We start from the raw sequence: 13,321 nt of genomic DNA, 5'->3' as shown, positions 1-13,321 counted from the left end.
TGGGTGCGCAGAATCATCGCAGCGGTGACGCTGGGCCTGCTCGTGCTCGCCGGCGGCTACCTCTACCTCGACGCGCAGGACGTGGTCCCCGGCTGGATCACCGCCGCGCCGCCCGCGGAGCCGCAGGCGCCGTTCGTCACGCAGCAGCCCGTCACGGTTGCGAGCCCCGCGCCCGTCGAGGCGGTCGCGGGCCTCGACCCCGATGCGCCCCGTCCGTCCGCCGCCGCGGTCCAGGCCCTGGTCGACCAGGTCCGCGCCGACGACCGCACGGGCGAGTCGACGAACGTGTCCGTGGTCGACTACCTCGACGGCACGGTCTACGCCGACCTCGACGCCGCGGACCCGCAGGTGCCCGCCTCGACCACCAAGCTCCTCACCGCGATCGCCGCCGTCGCCGAGCTCGGAGCCGACTTCACCACCACGACGACGGTCGCGTGGGTGCCCGCGACCCGCACGCTCACGCTCGTGGCCGGGGGCGACGTCATGCTCGCCGCCGACCAGGGCCACCACGGCGACGTGGACGATGCGGAGGACGCCGCCGACGGGTGGGCCGGGCTCGGAGATCTGGCCGATGCGGTGCTCGAGGCGCTCGGGGACGATGCGACGGGCGCCGTCCGCGTCCGGATCGACGACTCGGACTTCCCGGGCCCTGCGTGGCCCAAGGAATGGCCCCAGTACGCCTTCGACATGGGCTACGCCGCGCCGGTCTCGGGCCTCGCGGTCGACGCCGCGCGCCTCACCGACGACAACTACGCGAAGCGCGCCGCCGACCCGTCCCTGCACGCGGGCGGCGTCTTCGCCGAGGCCCTCGAGGCGCGCGGGCTGACCGTCACGGGAGACGTGACCCGCGCATCGTCCCCCGTGGCGGACGATGCGCGCGCCCGGGAGGTCGCGGCGGTCGAGTCCGCTCCGCTGTCCGAGGTCGCGCGGCACCTTCTCTCCGTGTCCGACAACACCGTGGCGGAGCAGGTCGCGCGCGTGCTCGCGCTCGAGACGGGACGGCGCGCGACCCCCGGCGGCGAGGCGAAGGCGATCGTTGCGTCGCTCAAGGCGATCGGCGTCGACGTCGCGGGGATGGAGCTGTACGACGGCGCGGGCTTCTCCGACCGGAACCAGATCTCGCCCGCGACCATGACGAGCGCGCTGCTCGCGGCCCGGGACGAGCCGGAGCTCGCGGCGCTGCTCGACTGGCTGCCGCTCGCGGGGCTCGAGGGGACCGTCTCGACGCGCTACGAGGGGCTGCCGCCCGCGGGCTACTGGCGTGCGAAGACCGGCTCGCTCACCGGGGTCACCGCGATCGCCGGCGTGCTGGTCACCGCGGACGGCCGTCCCCTCGCGGTCGCGATCCTCGCGGACGGCATGCCCTACGGGCAGGAGCGGCCGATGGGGGCGTTCGACGACCTGCTGGGCGCGCTGGCAGAATGCGGCTGTGCAGGATGAGGGCGACAGGGTGACGGGACCCCATCCCGCGGTGGCCGCGTGCCGCGTGGCCGTGCGCGACGCGCTCGGCGACCTCGAGCTCGGGACGCGCGTGTGGGTCGCCTGCTCGGGCGGTCCCGACTCGCTCGCGCTCGCCGCCGCCGTCGCGTTCGCGGCCCGCAAGCAGGGGCTGTTCGCCGGCGCGATCATCGTCGACCACGGGCTCCAGCCCGACTCGGCCGTGGTCGCGGAGCGTGCGGCACGCGAGGTGAGGCGGGCCGGGATCGACACCGTGCGCATCGAGCGCGTGACGGTCGGCCGCGCGGGCGGCATGGAGGCCGCCGCTCGCGAGGCCCGGTACGCCGCGCTCGAGGCACGCGTGGTCGCGGAGGGCGGGCTCGACCCGCTCCTGCTCACGGGCCACACCATGGACGACCAGGCCGAGACGGTCCTGCTCGCGCTCGCGCGCGGCTCCGGCGCGCGCGCCCTGGCGGGCATCCCGGCCCGGCGCGGGCGCATCGTCCGCCCGTTCCTCACCATCCGCCGCAAGGACACCCTCGCGGCGTGCCAGGCGCTCGACCTCGACCCGTGGCACGACCCGTCGAACGCGGTCGACGACGGCCCGCGCCGCTCGGCGCTGCGCACGCGCGTCATGCCGTCGCTCGTGGAGGTGCTGGGCCCGGGCGTCGTGTCCGGCCTCGCGCGCTCCGCGGCGCTGCTGCAGGCCGACGCGGACGAGCTCGACCGGCAGGCGCGCTCCGCGATGGCGGTGCCCGTCGCATCGTCCCCCGTGGGGACCGCCGCCACGGGCGACGCCGAGGAGTGGCGCTGCGACATGCTCGCCGCGCTGCCCGACGCGATCCGCACGCGCATGCTCAAGATGCTCGCCGAGAACAGGGGCGCGGGACCCATGACCGCGACCCACGTGGCGGCGCTCGACTCGCTGGTGATGCAGTGGAAGGGCCAGGGCGCGATCTCGCTCCCGGGCGGCTACGAGGCGCGGCGCGAATATGGCAGGCTGGTCATCAGCCACCCGGGACATAAGGAGAGGCCAGCGTGAGCTTCCAGTACGACATGAGCGACTTCTCCGAGGTGCTCGTGAGCGAGAACGCGATCGGGCGCAAGCTCGACGAGATGGCCGCCGCGATCCGGGCGGACTACGAGGGTCAGGACCTGCTGCTCGTGGGCGTGCTCAAGGGCGCCGTCATGGTGATGGCCGACCTCGCGCGTCGCATGCCGCCCGCGGTGCAGATGGACTGGATGGCCGTGTCGTCCTACGGTTCCGGCACCAAGTCCTCGGGCGTGGTGCGCATCCTCAAGGACCTCGACGCGGACCTCACGGGGCGCCACGTGCTCATCGTCGAGGACATCATCGACACCGGCGTGACGCTGTCGTGGCTCACGGGCAACCTGCGCTCGCGCGGGGCCGCCTCGGTCGAGGTCGCGGCGCTGCTGCGCAAGCCCGAGGCCGCCGTGGTCGACGTGCCGGTGCGCTACCTGGGCTTCGACATCCCCAACCAGTTCGTGGTCGGCTACGGCCTCGACTTCGCGGAGGACTACCGCACGCTGCCGTTCGTGGCGGTTCTCAAGCCCGAGGTCTACGGGGACAAGTAACCCCTTCCCCTCCCGCCTCTACGCTCCGCACGGTCTGAGGTCCGCCACGCCGGTGATGCGGGGCGGATCGCCCATCGCGCCCGGCGTGTCGCGGGCCAAACCGTGCGCAGCGAATTCCGCGCGTGTGTACATAGGGCCACACGTCTCGCGCGTGGGGCGGTTTCCACGGCCCACAGGACCGCCCCGCGGTTCCCCAGGCCCGCGCGACGCGACCACGCGACAACGCCGGTGCCTGGAGTGTCGGTGCATGGATCCGATGCGCGCGCTGCTCTTGGCGAACGGGGTCGCTCGCTACAAGGACCTCGTCACTGCAGGCGTTCCGCTCAACAGGATCAGGGACCAGGTGGCCGCGGGACGGATCCTGCGGCCTCACCGCGGGGTCTACGCTCTTCCCACTGCCGACCCGATCGACGTCGCTGCCGCCCTGTTTCGCGCCGAGCCGTGCTGCATCTCGGTGCTCGCGCGAGCGGGTATCCCGGTCGTCCCCCGCGCAGCGAAGCCGCACCTCGCTCTCCCCGATGATCGCAGCCTCGGCCGTCCCGGCCTGCGGGATCTCGACGCTGCGGTCTTCCACTGGTGCGACCGCTACACACGTGAGGCGATGCGTCGCGTCCCCGTGGCGATCGACGTGGCGAGCAGGTGCCTCGAGCTGCCCGGGTTGCTGGCGGCAGCCGATGCCGCGCTTCGGGCAGGCAAGATGTCGCGGGCACAGATCCGAGCGTTCCGAACGGCGCCGGTGGCGACCCGCGCGTGGCTCGCGAAGCACGCTGATGCACGCAGCGAGTCGCCGCTGGAGTCCGTCACCCGCGCAGCGCTGATCGAGGGCGGCTTCAACTTCGACCTTCAGGTGCAGATTCTCGGGGTGGGACGTGTCGACTTCGTCGTCGAGAGACGGCTCGTGATCGAGTGCGATGGGTTCGCCTTTCACTCGGACAAGGAGAGCCATGCCGAGGACCTACGACGAGGACGCGCGCTCACCACCCAGTCGATCCCCCACCTGCGCTATGTGTGGGACGACGTATGGAAGTCCTCGGACGAGATCATCGCCGACGTGCGGGCGGTGCTGTGGCGGCTCGGATGCGCCTGATGCCGCCGGCGATATTCGCTCCGCACGGTCGCGGTTCCGCCGCGCCGGGAGTCAGGCGTAGTGCGAGGCTTCCGCACGGCGTGTCGCGGCTTCGACCGTGCGGAGCGAACTGGGTGGGCAAGCCCTGAGCGAAACCTTTCCGTCGTGTCGGAAGCACCGCGTAGAGTCGGGGGCACGATGAAGAACGTCCTCAACATCCGCCTGATCATCTTCTACGTCGCGGCCGCGCTGCTGGTCGCCTGGGTCGTGTCCGGGCTCCTGTCCCCGCGCACCCAGCAGGTCGACACCTCGGTGGGCCTCGACATGCTCGAGCAGCAGGTCGCCGACCAGGTGAAGATCGTCGACGGCGACCAGCGCGTCGAGATCACCCTCATCGACCCCGAGGACTTCCCCGACGGCGTGCCGTCGGAGTGGAGCGACTACCGCGGCAAGGTCGAGTTCTTCTACGTCGAGCCGCAGGGCACCGAGATCGTCGACGCCGTCAAGGACGCCGACCCGAAGCAGGGCTACAACTCCGAGGTCCCGCAGAGCTCCATCTGGGCGTCCATCGCGTTCACGTTCCTGCCGATCCTCCTGCTCGTGGGCCTGTTCTGGTTCCTCATGTCCAACATGCAGGGTGGCGGCGGCGGCCGCCTCATGAACTTCGGCAAGTCGAAGGCGTCGATGGTGACCCCCGACACGCCGACCGTGAAGTTCGAGGACGTCGCCGGCGTCGACGAGGCCGTCGAGGAGCTCAAGGAGATCGAGGAGTTCCTCGAGAACCCGGCCAAGTTCCAGGCCGTGGGCGCCAAGATCCCCAAGGGCGTGCTGCTGTACGGCCCGCCCGGCACCGGCAAGACCCTGCTCGCGCGCGCCGTCGCCGGCGAGGCGGGCGTGCCGTTCTTCTCGATCTCCGGGTCCGACTTCGTCGAGATGTTCGTCGGCGTGGGCGCGAGCCGCGTGCGCGACCTGTTCGAGCAGGCCAAGAAGAACAGCCCCGCGATCATCTTTGTGGACGAGATCGACGCCGTCGGCCGCCACCGCGGCGCCGGCCTGGGCGGCGGCCACGACGAGCGCGAGCAGACCCTCAACCAGATGCTGGTCGAGATGGACGGCTTCGACATCCACACCAACATCATCATGATCGCGGCGACCAACCGCCCCGACATCCTGGACCCCGCGCTGCTGCGCCCGGGCCGCTTCGACCGCCAGGTGGGCGTCGACGCCCCCGACCTCAAGGGTCGCGTCAAGGTCCTTGAGGTCCACGCCAAGGGCAAGCCCATCAGCCCGGAGGTCGACCTCGACGCGCTCGCACGCCGCACCCCGGGCTTCACCGGCGCCGACCTCGCGAACGTGCTCAACGAGGCCGCGCTGCTCACCGCCCGCCGCGAGAAGCAGCTCATCAGCCCCGACGAGATGGACGAGGCCATCGACCGCGTCATCGCCGGCCCGCAGAAGCGCACCCGCGTGATGAACGACCACGACAAGAGCGTCACCGCGTACCACGAGGGCGGCCACGCCCTGGTGGCGGCCGCGATGCGCCATACGGATCCGGTCACCAAGGTCACGATCCTCCCGCGCGGCCGCGCGCTCGGCTACACGATGGTGATGCCGCAGGAGGACCGCTACTCCAAGACCCGCAACCAGCTGCTCGACAACCTCGCGTACGCGATGGGGGGGCGCATCGCGGAGGAGCTCATCTTCGGCGACCCCTCGACGGGCGCGTCGAACGACATCTCGCAGGCCACCGAGATCGCGAAGCAGATGGTCACCGAGTACGGCATGTCGACGCGCATCGGCTCGGTCCGCCTCAGCGGCAGCTCCGGCGAGGTGTTCCTCGGACGCGACATGGGCCACGGGCGCGAGTTCTCCGAGTCCGTCGCGGCCACCGTGGACCAGGAGGTCCGTGCGCTGCTCGACAACGCGATGGCCGAGGCCACGCTCGCGCTCACGCTCAACCGCGCGGTGCTCGACAGGCTCGCCGAGGCGCTCCTCGAGAAGGAGACCCTGGGCGAGACCGAGCTCGCGGAGATCTTCGCGGACATCGAGCGCATCCCCGCGCGCGACGAGTGGATCTCGGGCTCCTGGATCGAGGCCGCCCCGGCGTCGGTCAAGGGCGGGGCCATCGTGACGCACGCCAAGCCGGTGGCGGCGGACGATGCGGCGGTCGAGGCGCGCGACGGTGCCGACGGTGTCGACGCTGCCGACGAGGACGCCGTGCCTGCGCCCGAGCTCGTCGAGCCGAAGGACCAGTGACGGTGTCGGTCGACAAGCCCCGCATCGAGGCGGCGGTCCGGGAGATCCTGGCCGCCGTCGGCGAGGATCCCGACCGCGACGGGCTCCGCGACACCCCCAGCCGCGTCGCGCGCGCCTACGAGGAGTTCTTCAAGGGCCTGCACGAGGACCCCGCGGACGTGCTCAGCGCGGTCTTCGAGCTCGGCCACGAGGAGATGATCCTGGTCAAGGACATCGAGCTGTACTCGATGTGCGAGCACCACCTGGTGCCGTTCCACGGCGTCGCGCACGTCGCGTACATCCCCGGCACGGACGGCCGCATCACCGGCCTGTCCAAGCTCGCCCGCCTGGTCGACGTCTTCGCCAAGCGCCCGCAGGTCCAGGAGCGCCTCACCACGCAGGTGGCCGACGCGCTGGTGGACGAGCTCGGCGCGCGCGGCGTCATCGTCGTGGTCGAGGCCGAGCACCTGTGCATGTCGATGCGCGGCGTCCGCAAGCCCGGCTCCCGCACGGTGACGAGCGCGGTGCGCGGCATCATGCGCGACGCCGCCACCCGTGCGGAGGCCATGAGCCTGATACTCGGACGCTGAGATGCAGCCGGCGGAGCGGGGTGCACGGACGCTCGTCATGGGCATCCTCAACGTCACGCCCGACTCCTTCTCCGACGGGGGCCTCTACGCCGAGGTCGACGCGGCCATCGCACGCGGTCTCCAGCTCGCCCACGACGGCGCCGACCTGGTCGACGTGGGCGGCGAGTCCACGCGTCCCGGCGCCGCGCGCGTCACCCCCGACGTGGAGCGCGACCGCGTGGTGCCCGTCATCCGCGCGCTCACCGCTGCCGGGGTCGCCACCAGCATCGACACGATGAACGCGTCGACGGCCCGCGCCGCGGTCGAGGCCGGCGCGAGCGTGGTCAACGACGTCTCGGGCGGACTCACGGACGATGCGATGGCGGCCACGGTCGCCGACCTTGCCGTCGACTTCGTCGCGATGCACTGGCGCGCGCACTCGCCCGCGATGGACGCGCTCGACGCGTACGAGGACGTGGTCGCCGAGGTCGGCGCCGAGCTCGACGCGCGCGTCGACGCCCTGGTCGCGGCCGGCGTCGCCGAGCAGCGCATCGTCCTCGATCCCGGCTTGGGCTTCGCGAAGGTGACCGACTCGAACTGGCCCCTGCTCGCGAACCTCGACGCGTGGGCGCGCGGGCGCCGCGTGCTGGTCGGCGCGAGCCGCAAGCGCTTCCTGGGCGCCGCGATCGCGCGCGACGGCGTCGACGCCGCCGACCCGACGGCCCGCGAGCACGCCACCACCGCGGTGACCGCCCTGGCAGCGGCCGCAGGCGCGTGGGGGGTCAGGGTGCACGATGCGCGGGCCGCGGTCGACGCGCTGCACGTCGTGTCGGCTTGGGAGAACGCGCGACGACCGGAAGGATGGGCCCCATGACGACGCCTGCCATCACCCCCTACGTCAAGGACGGGATCGAGCTCGATCAGATCATCGTCCAGGGCATTCGTGTCACCGGCTTCCACGGGGTGTACGCCCCGGAGAAGGAGTCGGGGCAGCTGTTCCTCGCGGACGTGGTCGCCCACGTGTCGACGCGCACGGCCGCCGACAAGGACGAGCTCGCGCGGACGGTCAACTACTCCGACATCGCCGATCGCACCGCCGAGGTGCTGGGCGGCGACCCGTCCGACCTCCTCGAGACCGTCGCCGAGCACATCGCCCGCGCGATCCTCGAGATGGAGGGCGTCCAGGCCGTCGACGTGGTGGTCCACAAGCCTCAGGCGCCGCTGCACGTCGAGTTCCGCGACGTCATGGTGAAGATCCGCCGCGACCTGCGCTCGGGCACGCTGTGGGCGGGCAAGCGCATCGGCTCGTCCGCGGGCGGCGCCGGGGACCCGTACAGCTCCGGGCCGCGCGAGGCCGAGCCCGCCGACGCCGAGCCGATCCAGCCCGTGACCGGCTACCTGGGTCTCGGCGGCAACATCGGCGACGTCGACGCGACGTTCCGCGAGGCGCTGTGGGAGCTCCACCGCATCCCGGGCATCGAGGTGCGGCGCGTCTCCTCGCTGTTCCGCACGCGGCCCATCGGCGGCCCCGAGCAGCCGGACTTCCTCAACGCCGTCATCGAGGTGCAGACCTCGCTCGCGCCGCGTGCGCTGCTGGCCGCGTGCCAGGGCATCGAGGTGGTGCACGGTCGCGAGCGGCACGAGCCCAACGGGCCGCGCACCCTCGACCTCGACCTGCTCGCCTACGGCGACGTCTCGCTCGACGAGCCCGACCTGGTGGTCCCGCACCCGCGCGCCGCCGAGCGCGCGTTCGTGCTGCAGCCCTGGGCGACGCTCGCCCCCGACCACGTGCTGCCCGGCGGCGAGCGCATCGGCGACCTCGCGGCCGAGGTGGGCACGGACGGCGTCGAGCTCGTGGCCGCGCGCTGGCCCGCATCGCCGGAGCCCGCATCGCCGGAGCCCGCGGCGCCGCAGGGGTGACGATGCGCGGGAGCCGGGCCGCACGGGCCGCACGGGCCGCACGGGGCGCATCGTGACGCCTCTCAGCCGTGTGCGCCTGGTGATCCTCGCGATCGCGATGGGCGTGATCGCGTGGGCGATCGCGCGCATGGCGGTCACGTCGGGGCGTACTCCTCTGGCCGTGCCGTGGACCGTGGTGCTGGTCGCCGCGCTCGTCGCGATCGCGGCGCTGTGGCTCGCGTGGACCGTGCGTCAGTACCGGCGCGGGAAGAACCCGGGCCTCAGCGGGCTGCGCGCGGCCCGCACCGCGGTGTTCGCGCAGGCGTGCTCGTACACGGGCACGATCATCGCGGGCGCGTTCAGCGGCTACGGGCTCGCCATCGCGATCGAGTGGTCGCACGCGCCGCGGCGCGAGGTCGCAATCTCCGCGTTCGTCGCGGCGCTCGGCGGCCTGGTGCTCGTGACCGCGGGCCTCATCGCCGAGCACTGGTGCAAGGACGGCGGCGACGGCGACGACAAGCGCGGCTCCCAGCCGGCGTGACCGGCCGGATCGCCCACCCCTGGCACACTGAACCCATGAGCTGGTACGAGAACTCCGCCGCTCCCTGGGTGCCCGTGTCGCGCACGCTCATCACCGCGCGGCTGGTGCCGCTGTGGATCGCGGTCGGCCTGCTGGCGCTGGGCGGCGTGGTCGTGGCGCTCGCGGTGGCTCAGGCGTGGGTGCTGGCCTTCCCGCTCACCCTGCTCGCGCTGGGCGCCTGGAGCACGTGGGTGGTGATCCGCCAGGTCACGGCCCACGCGTGGGCCGAGGGTGACGACGACCTGCTGGTCCGCAAGGGCCGCATGTTCCGCTCCGTCACGGTGGTGCCGTACGGCCGCATGCAGTTCGTCGACGTCAAGGCGGGGCCGCTCGAGCGCAAGCTCGGCATCGCGACCGTGCAGCTGCACACCGCGTCGCCCGGCACGGACGCGTCGATCGCGGGCGTGCCCACCGACGAGGCCGCGCGCCTGCGCGACCGCCTCACCACGCGCGGCGAGGCGAGGCTCGCCGGGCTGTGAGCACGCCGTCCGTCTTCACCGCGCCGCGCGAGTGGACGCGCCTCCACCCCGTGTCGCCCTTCCTGGGCGGCTGGGCGGTGCTGGGCCTTCTGTTCGCCTACGTCATCCACCAGCGCCTTCCCGACTGGGTCGCGGGCGACGACGAGGACTGGGAGTTCTTCGACCGCTTCCCGCTCATCGGGCTCGCGGTCGCCGCGATCCTGGGGCTTGCGATCACCCTCGCGCTGTCCGTGTGGCGGTGGAGCCGCACGATGTACCGCATCGGCGACGATGCGGTCTACCTCCGCCAGGGCATCGTCACCCAGCAGCAGCGTCAGGCGCGGCTCGACCGGCTCCAGGCCGTCGACGTGGTGCAGCCCTTCCTCGCGCGCGTCTTCGGCTTCGCGGCGTTGTCCGTGCAGGTCGCCGGCGGCGACCGCGCGGGGGTCGAGCTCAAGTTCCTCCGCCTCGGCGACGCCGAGGCGCTGCGCAACGAGATCCTGCTCCTCGCCGCCGGCCTTCGCGCCGCGGACGATGCGCGGGAGGGGGAGGCCGCGCCCGGGGACCCAGCGCCCGGCGACCCCGCGCGCGCCGCATCGTCCCTGCTCGACCACCTGACGGAGCGCGCCCAGGCGCTCCAGGACCCCGGCGCGGTGCTCGCGGGACGCGAGAGCGTCCGCACCTCGGTCGCGGCGGCCGAGGAGCGCGAGGTCTACAGGGTCCCGTTCGGGCGCCTGCTGCTGTCGACTGTCTTCTCCGGACCCGCGATCTTTCTGGCGCTCATGCCGGTGACCGCGCTCGTCGCGGCTTTCGGCTTCCACTACGACCTGCTGGGCGTGGTGCTCGCCGCGATCGGGACCAGCCTGTTCGCCATCATCGGTGCGCTCGGCGCCCTGCTGGGGTTCTTCTGGACCCGCATCAACGGCGGTTTCGGCTTCGCGGCCGCCGTCTCGGCCGACGGGCTGCGGCTCCGGCACGGTCTCACGGAGACTCGTCGCCAGACCGTGCCGCCGGGCCGCGTCCAGGCGATCCGCCTCCACCAGCCGCTGCTGTGGCGCGGCAAGGACTGGTGGCGCATCACCCTCAACGTCGCGGGCTACGGCGAGAACGACGAGTCGGTCTCCGTGCTCCACCCCGTCGCGACGCGCGAGGAGGCGATTCTCGCGGTGTGGCTGGTGCTGCCCGACCTGGGCGACCCCGACCCGCACGGCACGCTCGGGCATGCGCTCAGCGGCGCGGGCGAGCAGGGCGGCTTCCTCGCGAGCCCGGCGCGGGCGCGGCGCCTCGACCCGCTCCAGTGGCGCTTCCGCGGCGTGCGCGCCACCGACCGCGCGCTGCTGATCCGGCGCGGGCGGTGGGAGCGCGAGCTCACGGTGGTGCCGCACGAGCGCACGCAGTCGCTCGGGCTGACGCAGGGCCCGCTGCGGCGCGCGCTGCGCCTCGCGAACGTCGAGGTCCACTCGACCCAGGGCCCCGTGCGGCCCGTCGCCGCGCACCTCGACGTGGACGACGCGATCGCGTTGCTCGACGCGCAGGCACGGCGGGCCCGCGACGGCAGGCGGCGCCAGACGCCCGAGCAGTGGATGACCGCCGTCGGGCTCGACACGGATGTCCCCGCGACGCAGGGAGGAGACCGCGATGGATGACGTCCGCGGACACGCGATCAACGGGAACACGCGACGCCCGGGTCGCCTGCGCATCGGCCTCGTGGGCGCGGGCCGGGTGGGGGCCGTGCTCGCCGCCGCGCTGCGCGAGGCGGGCCACGAGATCGTTGCGGCGTCCGGCGTCTCCGACGCGACCCTGTCGCGCATCGACGCGCTGCTGCCGGGGGTCCCCGTGGCGGACCCGGACGAGGTGGTGCGGGCCGCCGAGCTGGTGCTCCTCACCGTGCCGGACGATGCGATCGGCCCGGTCGCGACCGGCCTCGCCAAGGTCGAGGCGTGGCGGCCCGGGCAGCTCGTCGTGCACACGTCGGGTCGCCACGGCATCGAGGTGCTCGCGCAGTCCGCGACGCCCGGCATCGTGCCGCTCGCGATCCATCCCGCGATGACCTTCACGGGCACGTCCATGGACCGCTCGCGCCTCATCGACGCGGTGTTCGCCGTGACCGCGCCGCCCGGGATGCTGCCCATCGCGCAGGCGCTCGTGGTCGAGATGGGCGGCGAGCCCGTGGTGGTCGAGGAGTGGGACCGCCCGCTGTATCACGCGGCCCTGGTGCACGGCGCGAACCACGTGGTCACCGCCGTCGCGCAGGCGAGCGGGGTGCTCGCGCGCATCGGCATCGAGGAGCCCGCGCGCGTGCTCGGGCCGCTCATCCACGCCTCGGTCGACGGCGCGTTGCGGGACGCGCCAGGCGCGGTGGCGACCCTCACGGGACCGGTGGTCCGCGGCGACGCCGGCACGGTCGCGGCGCACCTGCGTGCGCTCGACGGGCAGCCGGAGGCGCTCTTCGCGTATCGTGCCATGGCGCGCGCGACGGCGGACCTCGCGCTGAGCGGGGGCCGCATCGGTCCGGCGCAGTACGCCGACCTCATCGCGACGCTCGGCACCGACGGGATGGGAGATTGATGCGCATCGTCCACACGGCGAGCGAGCTGCGGGGACCGGCATCGCGGCCGGCCAGGCGCGCGGGCGACCGCGCCTCGCGGGCGGTCGTCATGACCATGGGTGCGCTCCACGAGGGTCACCTGGCGCTCGTGCGCGAGGCGCGCGAGGCCGCCGACGAGGTGGTGGTCACCGTCTTCGTCAACCCCCTCCAGTTCGACGACGCGGAGGACCTCGACCGCTACCCGCGCACCCTCGAGGCCGACTGCGCGCTGCTCGAGCCGCTCGGCGTCGACGTGGTCTTCGCCCCCTCCGTCGAGGAGGTGTACGCGGGCGGCGAGCCCGTGGTGACGGTGTCCGCGGGGGCGATCGGCGAGGTGTTCGAGGGCGCGCATCGTCCCGGCCACTTCGACGGCGTGCTCACCGTGGTCGCGAAGCTGCTCAACCTCACGCAGCCCGACCTCGCGTACTTCGGTCAGAAGGACGCGCAGCAGGTCATCGCGGTGCGCACCATGGTGCGCGACCTCAACTTCCCCGTCCGCGTGGTCGCGGTGCCCACCGTGCGCGACGCCGACGGGCTCGCGCTGTCCTCGCGCAACGTCTTCCTCTCTGCCGCGGAGCGCGAGCGCGCGCTGGTGCTGTCGGCGTCCCTGCGCGAGGCCGAGGCGGCGGTGCGCTCCGGCGCGGGCGTCGCGGGCGCGCTCGCGGTGGGTCGCGCGGTGCTCGCCGCGCAGCCCGGGGTCGAGGTCGACTACCTCGAGTTCCAGGACCCCGTGACCGCTGACGTGGTGCCCGAGGGTTACCGTGGAGAGGCGGTGCTCGCCGTGGCGGCCCGCGTGGGCGAGACCCGGCTCATCGACAACGTGGTGACGCGCTTCCGCTGATCCGCCCCGTCCGACACTTCCAACGGAGCTGGTCCCGACACGCGGGGGCCAAC

At 73.1% G+C, this 13,321-nt stretch carries 13 protein-coding genes; all 13 read left to right on the top strand.

Annotation, left to right across the window (positions count from 1 at the left end; translation table 11 throughout):
- Positions 1-3 precede the first annotated feature (3 nt).
- The 13 genes from dacB to panC all read left to right on the top strand — a co-directional run bounded on the left by dacB (position 4) and on the right by panC (position 13,268).
- On the top strand, positions 4-1,440 hold the full coding sequence (dacB, locus tag AOM09_RS10305) for a D-alanyl-D-alanine carboxypeptidase/D-alanyl-D-alanine endopeptidase (RefSeq protein WP_156162330.1): 1,437 nt from the start codon (positions 4-6) through the stop codon (positions 1,438-1,440).
- Positions 1,430-2,479 (top strand): tRNA lysidine(34) synthetase TilS, encoded by a 1,050-nt coding sequence (gene tilS, locus AOM09_RS10300; RefSeq protein WP_228375119.1) that lies wholly within the window; start codon positions 1,430-1,432, stop codon positions 2,477-2,479. The genes dacB and tilS overlap by 11 nt, the downstream gene beginning before the upstream one ends.
- Before the next feature lie 14 nt (positions 2,480-2,493).
- Positions 2,494-3,033 carry a hypoxanthine phosphoribosyltransferase gene (gene hpt, locus AOM09_RS10295; RefSeq protein WP_062388126.1) on the top strand — a complete coding sequence of 180 codons (540 nt, stop codon included), beginning with the start codon at positions 2,494-2,496 and terminating at the stop codon, positions 3,031-3,033.
- Positions 3,034-3,280: 247 nt separating this feature from the next.
- Positions 3,281-4,120: a type IV toxin-antitoxin system AbiEi family antitoxin domain-containing protein gene (locus AOM09_RS10290; protein WP_062387808.1), complete on the top strand. Its 840-nt coding sequence runs from the start codon at positions 3,281-3,283 to the stop codon at positions 4,118-4,120.
- Positions 4,121-4,297: 177 nt separating this feature from the next.
- A complete protein-coding gene (gene ftsH, locus AOM09_RS10285; RefSeq protein WP_062387804.1) occupies positions 4,298-6,355 on the top strand; it encodes an ATP-dependent zinc metalloprotease FtsH in 2,058 nt (685 codons plus the stop codon).
- A 2-nt stretch (positions 6,356-6,357) separates the two neighbouring features.
- Complete coding sequence (gene folE, locus AOM09_RS10280; RefSeq protein ID WP_228375118.1) at positions 6,358-6,924, top strand: GTP cyclohydrolase I FolE; 567 nt, start codon at positions 6,358-6,360, stop codon at positions 6,922-6,924.
- Between the two features lie 37 nt (positions 6,925-6,961).
- Positions 6,962-7,777, top strand: a complete 816-nt coding sequence (gene folP / locus AOM09_RS10275) for a dihydropteroate synthase (RefSeq protein WP_267127879.1) — start codon at positions 6,962-6,964, stop codon at positions 7,775-7,777.
- Positions 7,774-8,823 (top strand): 2-amino-4-hydroxy-6-hydroxymethyldihydropteridine diphosphokinase, encoded by a 1,050-nt coding sequence (folK, locus tag AOM09_RS10270; protein ID WP_062387794.1) that lies wholly within the window; start codon positions 7,774-7,776, stop codon positions 8,821-8,823. The genes folP and folK overlap by 4 nt, the downstream gene beginning before the upstream one ends.
- A gap of 52 nt (positions 8,824-8,875) precedes the next feature.
- Positions 8,876-9,343: a DUF3180 domain-containing protein gene (locus AOM09_RS10265; RefSeq protein WP_156162328.1), complete on the top strand. Its 468-nt coding sequence runs from the start codon at positions 8,876-8,878 to the stop codon at positions 9,341-9,343.
- A 35-nt stretch (positions 9,344-9,378) separates the two neighbouring features.
- Positions 9,379-9,861 (top strand): PH domain-containing protein, encoded by a 483-nt coding sequence (locus tag AOM09_RS10260; protein WP_062387789.1) that lies wholly within the window; start codon positions 9,379-9,381, stop codon positions 9,859-9,861.
- The gene (locus AOM09_RS10255; protein WP_062387787.1) at positions 9,858-11,486 is read left to right on the top strand and encodes a PH domain-containing protein; all 1,629 of its coding nucleotides are present in this window, start codon (positions 9,858-9,860) and stop codon (positions 11,484-11,486) included. Before AOM09_RS10260 ends, AOM09_RS10255 begins: the two co-directional genes overlap by 4 nt.
- Positions 11,479-12,408 (top strand): Rossmann-like and DUF2520 domain-containing protein, encoded by a 930-nt coding sequence (locus AOM09_RS10250; RefSeq protein ID WP_062387784.1) that lies wholly within the window; start codon positions 11,479-11,481, stop codon positions 12,406-12,408. Before AOM09_RS10255 ends, AOM09_RS10250 begins: the two co-directional genes overlap by 8 nt.
- Complete coding sequence (gene panC / locus AOM09_RS10245) at positions 12,408-13,268, top strand: pantoate--beta-alanine ligase (protein ID WP_062387781.1); 861 nt, start codon at positions 12,408-12,410, stop codon at positions 13,266-13,268. The genes AOM09_RS10250 and panC overlap by 1 nt, the downstream gene beginning before the upstream one ends.
- Positions 13,269-13,321: the final 53 nt, after the last annotated feature.

This window comes from Demequina iriomotensis (genome assembly GCF_000971395.1).
GTDB classification, from domain to species: domain Bacteria; phylum Actinomycetota; class Actinomycetes; order Actinomycetales; family Demequinaceae; genus Demequina; species Demequina iriomotensis.
The sequence above is the reverse complement of the archived record's forward strand: the minus strand, read 5'-3'. Positions and strand labels throughout refer to the sequence as shown.

Bases quoted from the DNA above. Each gene is read 5' to 3' on its own strand.
- hpt (WP_062388126.1), top strand. From the start codon at position 2,494: ATGAGCGACTTCTCCGAGGTGCTCGTGAGCGAGAACGCGATCGGGCGC.
- AOM09_RS10290 (WP_062387808.1), top strand. From the start codon at position 3,281: ATGGATCCGATGCGCGCGCTGCTCTTGGCGAACGGGGTCGCTCGCTAC.
- ftsH (WP_062387804.1), top strand. From the start codon at position 4,298: ATGAAGAACGTCCTCAACATCCGCCTGATCATCTTCTACGTCGCGGCC.
- folP (WP_267127879.1), top strand. From the start codon at position 6,962: ATGGGCATCCTCAACGTCACGCCCGACTCCTTCTCCGACGGGGGCCTC.
- folK (WP_062387794.1), top strand. From the start codon at position 7,774: ATGACGACGCCTGCCATCACCCCCTACGTCAAGGACGGGATCGAGCTC.
- AOM09_RS10260 (WP_062387789.1), top strand. From the start codon at position 9,379: ATGAGCTGGTACGAGAACTCCGCCGCTCCCTGGGTGCCCGTGTCGCGC.
- AOM09_RS10250 (WP_062387784.1), top strand. From the start codon at position 11,479: ATGGATGACGTCCGCGGACACGCGATCAACGGGAACACGCGACGCCCG.
- panC (WP_062387781.1), top strand. From the start codon at position 12,408: ATGCGCATCGTCCACACGGCGAGCGAGCTGCGGGGACCGGCATCGCGG.